The organism is uncultured Tessaracoccus sp. (assembly GCF_947255005.1).
GTDB lineage: Bacteria > Actinomycetota > Actinomycetes > Propionibacteriales > Propionibacteriaceae > Arachnia.
The window spans coordinates 1-15790 of record NZ_CAMYFI010000053.1 but is presented as its reverse complement, the minus strand read 5'-3'; the positions used below and the strand labels follow the sequence as shown (position 1 = coordinate 15790).

Here is a 15790-nt window from a genome sequence, read left to right as displayed (position 1 = left end):
TCGCTGGGGAGCCGTCAACATCGACGACCACCGCGTCGGCATCAACTCCGACGATACGGCCGGTGACCTCAGACTCAGCAAACCATAGCTTCACCAAACGCCCGGTGTTGCGACGGAAGTGCTTCAGCTCTGTGAGCGGCTTCGAGACACCACGGCTCGACAGCTCGAGGGTGTATGCCCGCTCCCCCATGACGGAACTTGCGTCCAGCGCCGCTGAGACAGCCTGCGATGCTTCGGCGATGTCGTCGAGCAGCGGCCCACACCCCTCCGGCCCCTCACCATCGACGGTGATGCGCAGCATCGAGCGCTTACCGACTGGTGTGACGTCGAGCGCGTCGAGCTCCAGTTTGTACTCAGCCAAGATGGGTTCAACCACCTCGGCTACGGTTCGTTCCTGCATGACAACTCCGTATCCGATTGTGTGCTCAATTGTGGATCACCAGCATACCGATAGGCTGCAAGCCATGGATGTCCCTCGCCGCTTCGTACTCGTCGGAGCGGCGCTGTGCCTCACAGCGTGTGCGCCAAGCCCCACCATCGAAGAACCCGACGGCGCCCCCTCCCGCGCGCAGGCTTCCGAGGCGCCGAAACAGCCCGAGTCGCTGGCGAAGGTGGCGGCCCTCCTCGCCGGGGTGAGGGAACTCGTCGCGAAGGAACCAACCGACGATTGGCGCACGGCCACGCTGGCCCAGTGCGACGATCAGCTCGCGCGTATCAACTCCGTCAACCCATTCGCCAGCCCGGACCCTGTGTTTGAACCGCAGCCGGAGAGTACCGCCAGCCTTGAGGACTCCATCGCTGCTGTCGTCGATGCGTGCTCGGCCGCCGCCCACCGCGAGGAGGCACCGTCGGCGCGGCTGCTGCTGATCTCTATCGCGGCCGCCACGCGTGGGCTCGCGAAACGAAATCTCATCCCTAGGGAAGGCGCCGAGCCGAGCCCCGTCGAGACGCTCAGCGACCAGCAATACGCCGCACTCACTCACGTGTGGGCGCTGATCTACGGGCTCGAATCCTCCCTCGGCCGCGTCGGTGGCGACAAGCCACTTCGTGAAGAGCTGTCGACGCGCCTCGCCTCGGCACAGTCGTTGCGCGACGAGCTGCGGCGTGGGCTCACCACCCCGTCGCAGCCGCCGGTCTTTGAGCTTCCTGGCCCTATCAACACAAGTGCTGAAATCCGCTCCGTGTGGCGCACGCTGGAGGTGCGCCTGCTGGAAGCGCTCGTGCTACTCGCCGCCGAACAACCGGACGACGATCGCTGGGCAGCACAGCTGCAACACACCCAGGCCGTCGGCGGCCGGATACCGCGCTGGCCCGGCTGGAACTAAAGATAGATCAAGTTCGTGGTGGGCAGACGCGCCACGAACTTGATCTATCTTCGCGTCAACGCACCAGACGGCAGTCCGAGCAAGTACGAATACCTTCCTCCCAGCCGCGGATTCTCAACGCACGCTCAATCACGCGCGCGACCTCGCACGCCTCGTGGATCACTTGCTGCCAGGTGAACCGCAGCGTGACCGCACCCAATCTGAGTGCGTGCTCGTTGTCCCGTCTGGCATCTCGGCAGGCGTCGTGGAACTGACGACCATCCAGCTCAACGATGACGCCGAAGTCGTCGAACCACACATCCACCCTGCTGGTACGTGTCAGCTTCACCTGCCTGGAAAGCCCAGCCAGCCCGTGGGGCTTGGCTACGAGCACATTGAACTGCCATTCCAACACACTGTGGATACCAGCGTTGGCATGGTCGGTGAGGTCCATCAACAACTGCCGCTGCGCAACCCGGCTGCGCGTCGCCAGCACCTCCCGCACTCTCGCCGGGATGGTCTTGCGCTGCCCGAAGGCACGAGTGACCGCCTCAATCAGGTTCAGCGGATTGGTCTCCGAAGCGTAGTCGCACAGCGATTCCTCCACGTTGGTTCGCGGCATCTCCCCGCGTGCGCGTCGTGGGGCGCGCTTGAACTGGGCGCGAAACCCGGAATGTTCCAACGCCACCTTCGGGGAATCGCACCAGATCGTGATGGAGTCGGGCTCGCGTTGAATCAGCCCGTGCAGATAACACGCCGCGCCACCGCCCAACGACGCGGACGCCCCGCCGCGCAGCAGTGCGGCCCACGCGAAGGCGTGCCACGTCACCTCGCCTACGATGTACAGCCCGTCGGCCAGCTTGTGCCACTGCGCGCTCAACCGTCGGAGGGCTGACCGGCACAAACCGTGGGCGAGGGCCTGCTCAGCGCTGATCGCGCCGCACTGGATACGGATGAGATTTGCGAGCGCCTGGGGCATGGATTGGCGGGAATGCATGCCCCAATCTTCATGAGCGTAGGTACCCCAGGGAAGCAACTACAACGCGTAGGACAACACAATCTTGAGCCCGCCCAGGACAGATCAAGTTCGTGGTGGGCAGACGCGCCACGAACTTGATCTATCTTCGCGTGTTGCTACGGACGAGCGAGCGCGTGGGCTTCGTCGACGATGTTCTCGACGGGGATCTCGCGCTTCTCCCCCGTGCGCCGGTCGCGCAGCTCGACGACGCCGTCGGCCAGTGCACGCCCGACCACGACGATAATCGGCATGCCCATGAGTTCGGCATCCTTGAATTTCACGCCGGGGCTGGCCTTGCGGTCGTCGTAGAGCACCTCGACGCCGCGCTCGTCGAGCGCCGCCGCGATGCGTTCGGCTTCCTCGAAGATGGCTGCGTCCTTGCCCGTCGCCACCACCTGCACCTGGAACGGCGCCAACTCGAGCGGCCAGCACAGGCCGAGCTCGTCGTGCGTGGCTTCGGCGACGGCGGCGATGGCGCGCGAGACGCCGATGCCGTACGAGCCCATGGTGACGGTCACGAGCTTGCCGTTCTCGTCGAGCACCTTCAGCCCGAGCGCCTCGGCGTAGCGGCGGCCGAGCTGGAAGATGTGCCCCATCTCGATGCCGCGCTCCAGCGTGAGCGGGCCGGACCCGTCGGGCGAAGGGTCACCCTCGCGCACCTCGGCCACGTCGATCACGCCGTCGGGAGTGAAGTCGCGTCCGACGGTGAGGTCGACCACGTGATGTCCGTCGATGTTGGCGCCGGTCAGCCAGCGCGTGCCCGTCACCACACGCGGGTCGCACAGGTAGCGAATCTTCGACTGGGACTCCTCACCCAGAATCTTCTCGCCGTCCTTCACCGGGCCGATGTAGCCCTTGACCAGCGCGGGATGGTTGCGGAAGTCCTCGTCGCCGAAGTCCTGCACCTCTGCGGGCGCGACGGCGGCTTCGAGGCGCTTCTCGTCGACGGAGCGGTCGCCCGGTAGCCCGATGACGAGGGGCTCGCGGGTGCCGTCGGGGTGCGCCAGCATGACGACGACGTTCTTCAGCGTGTCGCCGGCCTCCCATGGCCTGTCGTCACGCGGGAACAGCGAGTTGGCCTGGTCGACGAGCGTCTCAATCGTCGCGGAATCCGGGGTGGGGTGCACCTGTGCGGCGGGGATACCGTCGAGCGAGAGCGGCTCGGGTGCGGGGATGCGCACGGCCTCGACGTTCGCGGCGTAACCACCCGGCGAGCGGACGAACGTGTCTTCGCCGATGGGCGAGACGGCCAGGAACTCCTCCGACGCCGACCCGCCCATCGCGCCCGCCATCGCGGAGACGATGACGTACTCGAGGCCGAGCCTGTCGAAGATGCGCTGATATGCCTGACGGTGCAGCTGGTAGCTTGCCTCGAGCCCTTCGTCGGTGACGTCGAAGGAGTACGAATCCTTCATCACGAACTCACGCCCGCGCAGCAAGCCAGCCCTGGGACGGGCCTCGTCGCGGTACTTCGTCTGAATCTGGTACAGATGCAGCGGCAGGTCTTTGTACGAGTTATAGAGGTCCTTCACCAGCAGGGTGAACATTTCCTCGTGCGTGGGCCCAAGCAGCATGTCCACCTTGCGGCGGTCCTGCAGGCGGAAGAGGTTGTCGCCGTAGTCAGTCCACCGTCCGGTGGCTTCGTAGGGTTCACGCGGCAGGAGCGCCGGGAAGTGCACCTCCTGCGCCCCGATCGCATCCATTTCCTCGCGCACGATGGCTTCCACCTTGCGCAGCACTTTCCACCCGAGCGGGAGCCATGAGTAGATTCCCGGGGCGGCGCGGCGAACGTAGCCGGCCCTCACGAGGAGCTTGTGGCTGGCAACCTCAGCCTCGGCCGGGTCGTCGCGCAGTGTGCGAACGAAGAGCGAAGAAAGTCGAGTAATCACGCACGCAACTCTAGCCCTTCACCCCGCTGTCTTGCGGTGACCGCGTCGCAGCAGACTCAATAATGCACCGTCGAGAGGCTGCCGACAGTACGGAAGCCCAGCCGCTCGTAGCTACGCAAGGCAGGCACGTTGAAGTCGTTCACGTACAGCGACACCACCGGGTAGCGCCGCTGCACGAGCGTCATCATCTGCGCCAGCGCTCGCGTCGAGAGGCCTTGCCCTCGCAGATTGGGGCGCACCCACACCCCCTGCAACTGCACTTGGTTGCGGTGGCGGGGGCCGAGGTCGGCCTTGAAGATCACCTCGCCGTCTTCGACGATGCCGTAGGCATCGCCTTGGCGAAGGCGTTCGAGGACGAAGGTTTCGTAACCTGGGCCGTACTTGAACGGCGACGATCCGATCTCGCCGGCGTACATGTCCACCGAGGCGTCGAGATACGCCTGGAACACGCTCTCGTCGAGCTGCTGCACGCGCGGGTCACCGTCGACGGCAACCGGCTCGTCGAGCACCATGAGCGGCTGCTTGCGGCGAACATTGCTGCAGGAGCTCCACATCTCCCCGAACCGCTGCGACAACCCCGTGAACAGCCCGAGCGCGGCAAAGCTGGGGCCGACGATCGACGTCGCCCGACGAAAATCTCCGAGCTCATCGACGAACAGCGGCAGCGCTGCGGGGTCGGTGGTGGTGACGAAGATGGTGCCGCCGTCGAGGCAGATGCCGCGAATCTGATTGTCGCGGTCGAAGTACGCCAGCAGCCTGCCTAGGCGACGACGATCCTCGCCGGCCTGCCCAATTCGGGACGTGAGAAAGAGGTTCTCGTACGGCGACGACTCGAGGAACGCCAAGGCCAGGCTCGCCTCGTCGGAGCGCAGAACGCGGAGCCGTCCATCCATGGGTGCCCTGTTCCAGAACGCTCTCAGGACACCGACACCTGCGGGCTGCCGACCTCGCCCATCTCGTCGGCGATGCGTCGCGCTTCGGCCAGCAGCGTCTCGACGATGTCCTCCTCCGGGACGGTCTTGATGACCTCGCCCTTCACGAAGATCTGCCCCTTGCCGTTGCCAGATGCGACGCCGAGGTCGGCCTCGCGTGCCTCGCCGGGGCCGTTGACGACGCAGCCCATCACGGCCACGCGCAGCGGAGCCTCAAGCCCTTCGAGGCCCTCGGTCACCTGCTCCGCCAGGGTGAATACGTCAACCTGTGCACGCCCGCACGACGGGCAGCTCACGATGTCGAGCTTGCGTGGGCGAAGATTCAGCGACTCCAGAATCTTGACGCCAACCTTGACTTCCTCCACCGGCGGCGCGGAGAGCGACACGCGGATGGTGTCGCCGATGCCCTGACTGAGCAGCGCGCCGAACGCGACGGACGACTTGATGGTGCCCTGGAATGCCGGGCCGGCTTCGGTCACGCCGAGGTGCAGCGGGTAATCGCACTGTTCCGCCAGCTGCTGGTAGGCCTGCACCATGACCACCGGGTCGTTGTGCTTCACGGAGATCTTGAAGTCGCGGAAGCCCACCTCTTCGAACAGCGAGGCCTCCCACATTGCGGATTCGACGAGTGCTTCTGCCGTCGGTGCCCCGTACTTCTCGAGCAGGCGCTTATCGAGCGAACCTGCGTTCACGCCGATTCGGATGGACACGCCCGCATCCGCGGCCGCCTTCGCGATCTCGGCCACCTGATCGTCGAACTTTCGGATGTTGCCCGGGTTGACGCGCACCGCGGCACACCCCGCTTCGATGGCCTGAAACACGTAGCGAGGCTGGAAATGGATGTCGGCGATCACCGGAATCTGCGACTTCTTCGCAATGATGTGCAGCACGTCGGCGTCGTCTTGACTGGGGCACGCGACACGGACGATGTCACAGCCGGCGGCCGTCAGCTCAGCGATCTGCTGCAGCGTGGCGTTGATGTCGGTGGTCTTCGTCGTGCACATGGACTGCACGGATACGGGTGCGTCCCCACCCACGAGCACCTTCCCAACCCGAATCTGCCGGGACTTGCGTCGGGGGCTGATGGTGACTGGTGCGGGTGCTGGCATGCCAAGGCTCACGGTCATGAAGCTGAGTCTAGCCCCCTCACTGCAGCTGCAACGGCGACACAAGGTCTGCGACGATCAACACCAGCCCGCAGATCAGCAGCAATCCGCCGACGATGAAGATCATGGGCAGTCCCTTGGCCGTATCGAGCGGGCCCGGATCTGGTTTCCCGCGCAGCTTGCACCACTGCCTGCGCAGCCACTCGATGATCGCCCCAGCGATGTGCCCGCCGTCGAGCGGCAGCAGCGGGACGAGGTTTAACAACGCGACGAAAAGGTTCACCGAGCCCAGTAGCGAGAACCAGGTTGCGGCCTTGTCGCCCCACGACAGCGACTCGTCGGCGCCGATCTCCCCCGCAATCCGCGATGCACCGACGATGGACAGCGGCGAGTTCACGTCGCGCGGCTTGCCGGTCACCATGTCCGCCGCCACGTTGTACACCCTGACGGGCAGGCTCGCGAGCGCCACGGTGGAGTGTTTCGTCATCGTCCACATGAGGTCGACGGTCTCCCCCGGCCCTCCGCGGCGCATCTCGCGCGTGGGGGTCACCCCGAGGAAGCCTGCCTCGACGGTGCGCGTCGGGTCGAGCTGATCCGGGACGTGGTTGAGGCGGGTGTGCACCGCCGGGAGCTCGATGCGCTCGCCGCCGCGCAGCACCGTGATGCGGGCTTCACCGTCGCGGTTGTCGCGGATGAGTTGACTCACCTGCTCCCAGTTCGAGACCTCGTGCTGGTTGAACGCGACGATCACGTCACCCGGCTGGATACCGGCCTCGCGTGCAGGGGTGGGCGGGTCGTCGTCGCGGCACGTGGTGTCCGAGCGATTGGCAGCGACGACGCACTCGCTCACGGCGGCGACCGTCGTCGTCGACACGGCCATGCCGTGGAACAGATTGATGCTGAGGAAGATCAGGAAAGCCAGCAGGATGTTCATGGCTGGCCCGCCCAGCATGATGATGATCTTTTTCCACGTCTTCTGCTGGTAGACGAGCCGGCCATCGTCCTCGGGCGTGATCTCGTCCCACTCGGCGGCGCGCGCGTCGTCGGCCATGCGGGCGAGCCAGTTTCTGCGCTGGCCTGGACGCGCAGGCGGATACATGCCGACGAGCCTGACGTAGCCGCCCAATGGGATCCATTTGAGGCCATACTCAGTTTCGCCCCGGCGCGTGGACCAGATGCGTTTACCGAAGCCAACGAAGTATTCGGTGACCTTCACGCCGAAGATTTTGGCCGGAACGAGGTGCCCGATCTCGTGCAGCGCGATCGACGCCATGATGAGGGCGAAGAACAGGATGGCCAACCCGACAATGATGAGTGCGCTCACTGGCCCTCCCCCGTGAGCGTTGCGGCGCGAGTGCGTCCCCAGCGATCTGCGGCGAGCACGTCGTCGAGGGTGAGGGCATCGTCGCTCACATGCCCGTTTGCGAGGTGCTCGTCGAGGCAGCGGGCGATGGTGTCAGTGATACCGAGGAACGACAGGCGGCCGTCGCAGAAGGCGTCGACGCAGGCCTCGTTGGCCGCGTTGAACACCGCCGGAGCAGTGCCGCCGGCCTTGCCAGCGCGCCGCGCGAGTTCGACCGCGGGGAAGGTGGCGTCGTCGAGGGGCTCGAACGTCCACTGCGCAGCACGCGACCAGTCGCAGGGCTCAGCGGATCCTTCGAGACGATCGGGCCAGGTGAGCGCCAACCCGATGGGCAGGCGCATGTCGGGCGGCGAGGCCTGGGCGATCGTCGAGCCGTCCCAAAACTCCACCATCGAGTGCACCACCGACTGCGGATGCACCGTCACGACGATGTCGTCGAGGTCGACGTCGTAGAGCAGCGCCGCTTCAAGCAGTTCGAGCCCCTTGTTTACCAGCGTGGATGAATTGATGGTGATAACCCGCCCCATGTTCCAGGTCGGGTGCGCCATGGCCTGCTCCGGCGTGACCGCCTGCAACTCAGCCCGGGTACGCCCGCGGAACGGCCCACCACTGGCCGTGAGAATGAGCCGACGCACCTCCTCGCCCCGACCGCTGCGCAATGCCTGCGCGAAGGCGGAGTGCTCGGAATCGACGGCGACGATCTGCCCCGACTTCGCTGCCGACGTGACGAGCTTTCCCCCGATGACCAGGGACTCCTTGTTCGCCAGCGCCAGCGTTGTGCCCTGCTCGAGCGCGGCGAGCGTCGGCTCGAGGCCGGCTGCCCCGGTGATGGCGTTCACGACGACGCCGCACTCCCGGCCAGCCAGGCGCGTCGACGCGTCCGGGCCGACGAGAAACTCCGGCTCGTGCGGCGCGATGCCGCGCTGCTGGCTCTCCGCCGCAATCGCCTCGCACAGCTCGTCGAGCTTGTCGGCGCGGGAGAGGGCGACACACTCGGGCTCGAACTCGACGACCTGCTGGGCGAGCGTCGCGATATTCCCGCCCGAGGCCGACAGGCCCACCACCTGGAACTGCTTTCGCCTGGTGGAGATGACGTCGAGCGTTTGGGTACCGATCGAGCCGGTGGATCCGAGGAGAACTACAGTACGCACGGCCCCAGTGTGGCACGCCCCGCAAAGGCGCTGCGTTTCCCAGGCCCATGGCAGGATGAACACCATGTCTTTCGACGCGAAACCCGCACCCGGAACCCCCTGCCCGCCCACCATCGCGCAGTGGGCCGCCGCACATGACTACGACGTGGCAGCAGTGGTGTGGCAAGGCCCGACGGGAACCGTCACCGCCAAGCTCGTGCGCGACGACCACCCCGACGTGTTCGCCACGCACTGCGATGAGGACCCCATCGACGAGGCCGAACGGCTGTCCTGGCTGCACGGACGGTTCGCGTCCCCCGCTATCGTCGATTACGCCGAATATGCCGATGGGTTCGTGCTCGCAACGATGGCGCTGCAGGGCAGCTCCGCGATCTCCGACGAATGGCGCGACGATTCCCGACGCTTGGCTGCCGCCGTCGGCGAAGGGCTCGCGCGGCTGCATGCACTCGACCCCACGGAGTGCTTGTTCGACCCTCCGTCGTGGATCACCGACGACGTGGGCGAGCACGTCGTGATCCTCCACGGCAACCCCGTGGTGTCGAACACGCTACTCACCGACGATGGCACATTCGCCGGCTTCGTCGGCGTCGGGCATCTGGGGCCCGGAGATCCGTGGGCCGATCTCGCTGTCGCATCGTCCTCGCTCACGAAGCACTTCGGGCTGGACGCCGCGCGCGAATTGTTCGCGTCCTATGGCGTCCAGCCCGATGAAGACCGCTGTCGGCACTACCTCAGCCAGCGGGGGAGCTGAGAGCGTCTACTACACGACCCCGAAGGCGTGCATCGCCTCGGCAACCTTCGCGAAGCCGGCGATGTTGGCGCCTGCGACGTAGTCGCCAGGCATGCCGTAGCTCTCCGCCGTCTCCGCAACCTGCTCGTGGATGTTCACCATGATCTCGTGCAGTCGGCGCTCGGTGTACTCGAAGTCCCACGAATCACGCGACGCGTTCTGCTGCATCTCCAGCGCCGAGGTGGCGACACCGCCCGCGTTCGCAGCCTTCGCCGGGCCAAAGAGCACACCGGCCTGCTTGAACGCTTCGATGGCTTCCGGCGTCGACGGCATATTCGCGCCTTCCGCCACCGCCTCGACGCCGTGCTCGATGAGGCTGGCGGCGTCGTCGCCATTCAATTCGTTCTGTGTCGCACAAGGGATGGCGATGTCCGTCGGCACGCTCCAGATGTTGCCCGACGTGCCCAGTTCGGCGGAGCCGCGGCGTTCGACGTAGTCGGAGACACGTCCACGCTCCACTTCTTTGACTTGCTTCAGCAACTGCAGGTCAACGCCGTCCTTGTCGACGACGTAGCCGGAGCTGTCGGAGAACCCGATCACCTTGCCACCAAGCTCCTGCGCCTTCTCGATGGCGTAGATGGCGACGTTGCCCGAACCGGAGACAGTAACCGTCTTCCCGTCGAAGGACGAACCGCGCGTCTTCAGCATCTCCTCGGCAAACCAGACGGTGCCGTAGCCCGTCGCCTCGGTGCGCACGAGGGAGCCGCCCCAGTCGAGGCCCTTACCCGTGAGCACGCCCGCCTCGTAACGGTTCGTGATGCGCTTGTACTGGCCGAAGAGGAATCCAATCTCGCGGCCTCCCACGCCGATGTCACCTGCCGGCACGTCGGTGTACTCGCCGAGGTGGCGGTAGAGCTCGGTCATGAACGACTGGCAGAAGCGCATGATCTCGCCTTCGGAGCGCCCGTGGGGGTCGAAGTCAGAGCCGCCCTTCGCCCCGCCGATGGGCAAGCCCGTCAGCGAGTTCTTGAAGATCTGCTCGAAGCCGAGGAACTTGATGACACCCAGGTACACGCTCGGATGGAAGCGCAGGCCGCCCTTGTACGGGCCAAGTGCGGAGTTGAACTCGACGCGGAAGCCGCGGTTGACCTGCACCTCGTTGTTGTCGTCCGTCCACGGAACGCGGAAGATGATCTGGCGCTCGGGCTCGCAGATGCGTTCGAGCATCTTCCATTCAAGGTACTCGGGGTGGCGATGGATCACTGGATCCAACGATTCGAACACTTCACGCACAGCTTGGTGGAACTCTGCCTCGCCCGGGTTACGGGCGACGACAGTGTCGAACACTGATTCGAGGGCTTGATCCATGAGTTCTCCTAACGGTTGCTGAACCGCGCCACACTCTAATGGCGCATGGGTCATCGCCGGCGCTCAGGAATCGCGCCTGTCCACGGAGTGAAACAGCCGCCAAAAATCTGATACTCTGCCCACCCGCTACGACGCCGAGGCAGCCAGCTGCCCGCACGCACCGTCGATGTCTGAACCACGCGTATCGCGAAGGGTGACGGGCACCCCGCGGGCTTCGAGGGTCTCGATGAACGTGCGCTCGTCGGATTTACGCGACGCGGTCCACCGCGATCCGGGCGTCGGGTTGAGCGGAATGAGGTTGACGTGCACCCAGCCCCAGTCGCCCCGTCGCTGCAGCACGTTCGCGAGCTGGATGGCGTGCTCCTTGGAGTCGTTGATGTCGCGCATCATCGCGTACTCGATAGAAACGCGACGCTTGGTGCGCTGAGCGTACTCGAAGGCGGCATCGACCACTTCGTCGACCTTCCAGCGCGAATTGATGGGCACGAGCTCGTCGCGAAGTTCGTCGGTGGGCGCGTGCAAGCTGAGCGCCAGTGTGAGGGGAAGGCCCTCGTCGACGAGCTGCTGCATGCGCGGCACGAGCCCGACGGTAGAGACGGTGATACCGCGAGCGCTCATACCGAACCCGTTGGGGCTTGGCGCGACGAAGGTGCGAATGGCGCCGAGCACCGCCTTGTAGTTCGCCAGGGGTTCACCCATGCCCATGAACACGATGTTGTTGAGCCGCGCGGTGGTCTCCGGAATGACGCCCTGGGCGAGCATCTGGTTGGCGGCAAGCACCTGCGCAACGATTTCAGCCTGCGAGAGGTTGCGTCTAAGCCCGCCTTGACCGGTGGCGCAAAACGGGCACGCCATGCCGCAGCCAGCCTGCGACGAGATGCACAACGTGGTGCGCCCCGGGTAGCGCATGAGTACCGATTCGAGCAGCGAGCCGTCGAACAAACGCCACAGCGTTTTCACCGTGCGGCCCTGGTCTGCGGTTTGCTGACGAACCTGAGTGAGGAGTTCAGGGAACAGCTGCTCCCCCAGCTCCGCTCGGATGGCGGCGGGCACGTCGGTGAAGCTGTTCGCGTCGTCTTCGAGACGGTCGAAGACGTGCCTCGAGATCTGGTCGGCTCGAAATCGCGGGAGACCCATGGCGACGATGGCGTCCTTGCGCTCGTCGATGGAGAGATCAAACCAGTGCTTCGGCGGCTTACCACGCGGTGGCGCTTCGAATACCAGGGGCAGCTGTTTGCGAGGCTCCATGTCACGATCCCATCGTCAGGTTGAGGATGAACCACCCAACAGGCAGCGCCATCAGCATCGAGTCGAGTCGATCCATGATGCCGCCGTGGCCGGGTAGCCAATTCGACATATCTTTCACGCCCACGTCGCGTTTAATCAGCGACTCGGTGAGGTCACCCACCGTCGCTGCGATGGCGACGAGGATGCCAAGCGGAATGCCCACCCACCAGGCAATATGCAGCACGAAGTGGGCGCACACCGTGGCACCGATCGTCGTCCAGATGAGGGCGCCCGCGAACCCCTCCCAGGTTTTACTGGGGCTGATCTTGGGCGCCATCTTGTGTCGCCCAAACAGCACACCGGTGGCGTAGGCGCCAGTGTCCGACAGCACGACGCACACGAGCAACGTGGCGATGCGCGCCGAGCCATCGTCGGGGGCCATGAGCAATGCCACGAAGAGCCCAATGAGAGGAATGTAGGCGATCACGAACGAGCTTGCGGAGACGTCGCGGACGAATCCCAGCGGCTCGGAGCGAAAGAGCCTGGCCACGATGCAGGCGAGCACGGTGCCGCCGAGCGTTGAGACGATGACCGTCATCGGAGACACCCCAACGTTGGGGTTGGCAGCCACCCAATACACACCGGCCAGGCACAGCGCCGTTCCGATGACGATGGGCACCGTCTCCACATGCATACCAACGAGCCGAAGTGCCCGACTCACCTCCACCACCGCGAGGCAGAGCATCAGCGTCACATAGGCGACGAAGACCCAGTCAATCCACACCAGCCCCACGACGATAGGAGCCAGCAACGCGAGACCGACGCCGATTGCGACAGGGAGGTTCCTGCCAGCACTCGGCGTCGGGCGCTTGGTGACTGGGTGAGGCATCAAATCTCGAGGAGTTCCTGCTCTTTACGCTTCAGGATCTCATCCACCTGATCGACGTGCTTCTTCGTGATGCCGTCGATGGACTTCTCAGCGCGCACGAGATCGTCCTCGCTGATGTCGCCGTCCTTCTCAGCCTTCTTGAGTGCATCCATGGCGTTGCGGCGTGCGTTGCGCACCACCACGCGAGCGTCCTCAGCCTTCTGCTTGGCGAGCTTGGTGTATTCCTTGCGACGTTCTTCCGTCAGCGTGGGCATGACACAACGGATGGCGTTGCCGTCGTTGCTGGGGTTCACACCGAGGTCGGCGTCGCGGATGGCCTTCTCAATAGCGCCAATCGAGCTGCGGTCGAACGGAGTGATGAGCATGGTGCGAGCGTCGGGCGAGGTGAACGTCGCCAGCTGCTGCAGCGGCGTCGGGGCGCCGTAGTACTCGGCGGTCAGTTTGTTGAACATTGCCGGGTGCGCACGTCCGGTGCGGATGGTGGCAAGGTCCTCTCGTGCGAAATCAACCGCGGCCTCCATGGCCTTGGTAGCTTCCTTTTCGGTTTCGGCGATCATGGAGGATCGCTCCTTCCTGTTCGTTAGTTCGAGACCGTGGTCCCGATTTCCTCACCAGCAATGACGCGGGCGATGTTTCCAGTCTTGGACAAGTTGAAGAAGATGAGGTCGAGGTCGTTGTCGCGTGCCAGCGCGATTGCGGTCGCGTCGGCCACCTTGAGGTCTTTGTTGAGGAAGTCGGCGTAGCTGAGATGGTCGTATTTCTTGGCATCCGGGTTGGTGCGCGGGTCGGAGTCGTACACGCCGTCGACGCCGTTCTTGCCCATCAGCAGTACCTCAGCGCCGATCTCCAGCGCTCGCTGGGCGGCGACGGTGTCCGTCGAGAAATATGGCATGCCGGAGCCCGCGCCGAAGATCACGAGCCGTCCCTTCTCCATGTGGCGCTCCGCGCGGCGCGGGATGTAGGACTCGGCCACTTGGCCCATGGTGATGGCGCTCTGCACGCGGGTCTCGATGCCGGCCTTTTCGCAGAAGTCTTGCAGCGCGAGGCAGTTCATGACGGTGCCGAGCATGCCCATGTAGTCGGCGCGGTCGCGGTCCATCCCGGACTGCGAGAGCTCCGCACCGCGGAAGTAGTTACCGCCGCCCACTACGACGGACACCTGCGTTCCTCCGCGGACCACGTCGGCAATTTCTTTCGCGATTTGTGACACCACGACGGGGTCGACCCCGAGCTTGCCGCCACCAAACACCTCACCGGAGAGTTTGAGCAATACGCGATGGAACGGCTTCGACATGTGAGGACCTCCTGGTGTGCGCGTGCGCCGCGGGGAATCCCACGCGGCGCACGCCACTTTACTGTGTTTCTCTGTTTCGCGAGGAGAACGCCTCGGCTCAGCCCTGGATGGCGAAGCGAACGAAGCGCAGCACCTTCATGCCGGCAGCGTCGAGCACGTTGCCGACAGTCTGCTTGTCTTCCCAGACCGCGAGCTGGTCGACGAGGCACACTTCCTTGAAGTAACCGTTCAGACGGCCCTCGATGATCCGCGGGATCGCCTTCTCGGGCTTCCCCTCTTCGACGGCGGTGGCTTCGGCGATGCGACGCTCGTTGGCGACTGTTTCCTCCGGAACCTCGTCGCGGGCTACGTACGACGGCATCATGGCAGCGATCTGCATAGCAACCTGGTGGGCCAGCGCGTCGTCGCCACCTTCGTACTCAACAAGCACACCAACCTGCGGGGGCAGGTCGGAAGCGCGACGGTGGAGGTACAGGTGCGTGGTGCCCTGGAAGTTCGCGACGTTCGCGAGCGACAGGTTCTCGCCCGTCTTCGCGCCGAGCGCCTTCACAGCGTCTTCGACGGTGCCGTCCTCGAACTTGGTGGCGTTGGTGGCCTCGACGTCGGCCGCGCCGGATTCGGCGACGGTGTCGACGATCTTGTCGGCCAGTTCGACGAACTCGGCGTTCTTGGCGACGAAGTCAGTCTCAGCGGCGAGCTGGATGAGCACGCCGTCCTTGCCAGCGACGATGCCGTTGGTGGCTTCGCGGTCTGCGCGCTTTGCCATCTTGGCCAGGCCGTGCACACGGAGGTTCTCCACGGCCTGCTCGAAATCGCCGTTGGCCTCGGTGAGGGCCTTTTTGGCGTCCATCATGCCCGCGCCAGTAGCGTCGCGGAGCTTCTTCACGTCAGCGGCGGAAATTGCCATTGCGTAATCCGTTCTTGCTCGTTGGTGGAGTCGGTTGGTTACTTGGTCTTGGTCTCAGGCTCGGCGTCGTCAGCCTTGGCAGGCTCCTCAGCCAGTTCCTGCGCAGCAGCGGCCTCAGGGGCAGCCGCCTCGACGATCGGGGCAGATTCTTCCGCGACGGGAGCGTCGACGGCTTCAGCCTCGTCCTGCTTCTCAGCAGGTTTGGCCTCGTCTTCGGCACCCAGCAGCTCGCGCTCCCAGTCAGGCATGGGCTCGGCTTCGGAGTCTTCGCCGGTCTTGCCCTGCGAGCGCTCGATCAGGCCCTCGGCCACGGCGTCGGCGATGATGCGGGTGAGCAGCGCGACGGAGCGGATCGCGTCGTCGTTGCCCGGCACCGCGTAGTCGACCTCGTCCGGGTCGCAGTTGGTGTCGAGGATGCCGACGATCGGGATGTTGAGCTTGCGCGCCTCGTCGACGGCGAGGTGCTCCTTCTTGGTGTCAACCACCCAGACGGCCTGCGGGGTCTTGCCCATGTCGCGGATGCCGCCGAGGGTCTTCGACAGCTTGTCCTTCTCGCGCTCGAGGCCGAGCAGTTCCTTCTTCGTGAGGCCAGAGGCGGCGACGTCGGTGAAG

16 protein-coding genes are annotated in these 15790 nt (G+C 65.0%); 2 read left to right on the top strand and 14 right to left on the bottom strand.

The window, feature by feature from the left end:
• Window positions 1-400, bottom strand: a 400-nt coding sequence (locus Q0X61_RS10175; RefSeq protein ID WP_297742417.1) for a ribosome maturation factor RimP, incomplete at its 3' end; no start/stop codon positions are given.
• 64 nt (window positions 401-464) lie between these two features.
• Between Q0X61_RS10175 and Q0X61_RS10170 the strand changes: the two genes are divergently transcribed.
• Entirely contained in the window at window positions 465-1325 is an 861-nt protein-coding gene (locus Q0X61_RS10170) for a hypothetical protein (RefSeq protein WP_297742416.1), read from the top strand.
• Window positions 1326-1380: 55 nt separating this feature from the next.
• Here the strand turns inward: Q0X61_RS10170 and Q0X61_RS10165 are convergent, their stop codons facing one another.
• The 6 genes from Q0X61_RS10165 to dxr all read right to left on the bottom strand — a co-directional run bounded on the left by Q0X61_RS10165 (window position 1381) and on the right by dxr (window position 8763).
• Complete coding sequence (locus tag Q0X61_RS10165; protein ID WP_297742415.1) at window positions 1381-2301, bottom strand: hypothetical protein; 921 nt, start codon at window positions 2299-2301, stop codon at window positions 1381-1383.
• Window positions 2302-2438: 137 nt separating this feature from the next.
• Window positions 2439-4211, bottom strand: a complete 1773-nt coding sequence (locus tag Q0X61_RS10160) for a proline--tRNA ligase (RefSeq protein WP_297742414.1) — start codon at window positions 4209-4211, stop codon at window positions 2439-2441.
• A gap of 56 nt (window positions 4212-4267) precedes the next feature.
• Window positions 4268-5104, bottom strand: a complete 837-nt coding sequence (locus Q0X61_RS10155; protein WP_297742413.1) for a DUF4081 domain-containing GNAT family N-acetyltransferase — start codon at window positions 5102-5104, stop codon at window positions 4268-4270.
• A gap of 23 nt (window positions 5105-5127) precedes the next feature.
• On the bottom strand, window positions 5128-6270 hold the full coding sequence (ispG, locus tag Q0X61_RS10150) for a flavodoxin-dependent (E)-4-hydroxy-3-methylbut-2-enyl-diphosphate synthase (protein WP_297742412.1): 1143 nt from the start codon (window positions 6268-6270) through the stop codon (window positions 5128-5130).
• Window positions 6271-6289: 19 nt separating this feature from the next.
• Window positions 6290-7573 carry an RIP metalloprotease gene (locus Q0X61_RS10145; RefSeq protein ID WP_297742411.1) on the bottom strand — a complete coding sequence of 428 codons (1284 nt, stop codon included), beginning with the start codon at window positions 7571-7573 and terminating at the stop codon, window positions 6290-6292.
• Window positions 7570-8763, bottom strand: a complete 1194-nt coding sequence (gene dxr, locus Q0X61_RS10140) for a 1-deoxy-D-xylulose-5-phosphate reductoisomerase (protein WP_297742410.1) — start codon at window positions 8761-8763, stop codon at window positions 7570-7572. Before dxr ends, Q0X61_RS10145 begins: the two co-directional genes overlap by 4 nt.
• A gap of 64 nt (window positions 8764-8827) precedes the next feature.
• Between dxr and Q0X61_RS10135 the strand changes: the two genes are divergently transcribed.
• On the top strand, window positions 8828-9514 hold the full coding sequence (locus Q0X61_RS10135) for a phosphotransferase (RefSeq protein ID WP_297742409.1): 687 nt from the start codon (window positions 8828-8830) through the stop codon (window positions 9512-9514).
• A gap of 9 nt (window positions 9515-9523) precedes the next feature.
• Here the strand turns inward: Q0X61_RS10135 and gdhA are convergent, their stop codons facing one another.
• The 7 genes from gdhA to rpsB all read right to left on the bottom strand — a co-directional run.
• On the bottom strand, window positions 9524-10861 hold the full coding sequence (gene gdhA / locus Q0X61_RS10130) for an NADP-specific glutamate dehydrogenase (protein ID WP_297742408.1): 1338 nt from the start codon (window positions 10859-10861) through the stop codon (window positions 9524-9526).
• Between the two features lie 126 nt (window positions 10862-10987).
• Window positions 10988-12109: a 23S rRNA (adenine(2503)-C(2))-methyltransferase RlmN gene (gene rlmN / locus Q0X61_RS10125; RefSeq protein ID WP_297742407.1), complete on the bottom strand. Its 1122-nt coding sequence runs from the start codon at window positions 12107-12109 to the stop codon at window positions 10988-10990.
• Between the two features lies 1 nt (window position 12110).
• Window positions 12111-12977, bottom strand: a complete 867-nt coding sequence (locus tag Q0X61_RS10120) for a phosphatidate cytidylyltransferase (RefSeq protein ID WP_297742406.1) — start codon at window positions 12975-12977, stop codon at window positions 12111-12113.
• The gene (gene frr / locus Q0X61_RS10115; protein ID WP_297742418.1) at window positions 12977-13531 is read right to left on the bottom strand and encodes a ribosome recycling factor; all 555 of its coding nucleotides are present in this window, start codon (window positions 13529-13531) and stop codon (window positions 12977-12979) included. The genes Q0X61_RS10120 and frr overlap by 1 nt, the downstream gene beginning before the upstream one ends.
• Before the next feature lie 26 nt (window positions 13532-13557).
• Window positions 13558-14271 (bottom strand): UMP kinase, encoded by a 714-nt coding sequence (pyrH, locus tag Q0X61_RS10110; RefSeq protein WP_108871716.1) that lies wholly within the window; start codon window positions 14269-14271, stop codon window positions 13558-13560.
• Between the two features lie 97 nt (window positions 14272-14368).
• Window positions 14369-15178, bottom strand: a complete 810-nt coding sequence (gene tsf, locus Q0X61_RS10105; protein ID WP_297742405.1) for a translation elongation factor Ts — start codon at window positions 15176-15178, stop codon at window positions 14369-14371.
• A 38-nt stretch (window positions 15179-15216) separates the two neighbouring features.
• The coding region (rpsB, locus tag Q0X61_RS10100) for a 30S ribosomal protein S2 (RefSeq protein WP_297742404.1) at window positions 15217-15790 on the bottom strand (574 nt) is incomplete at its 5' end.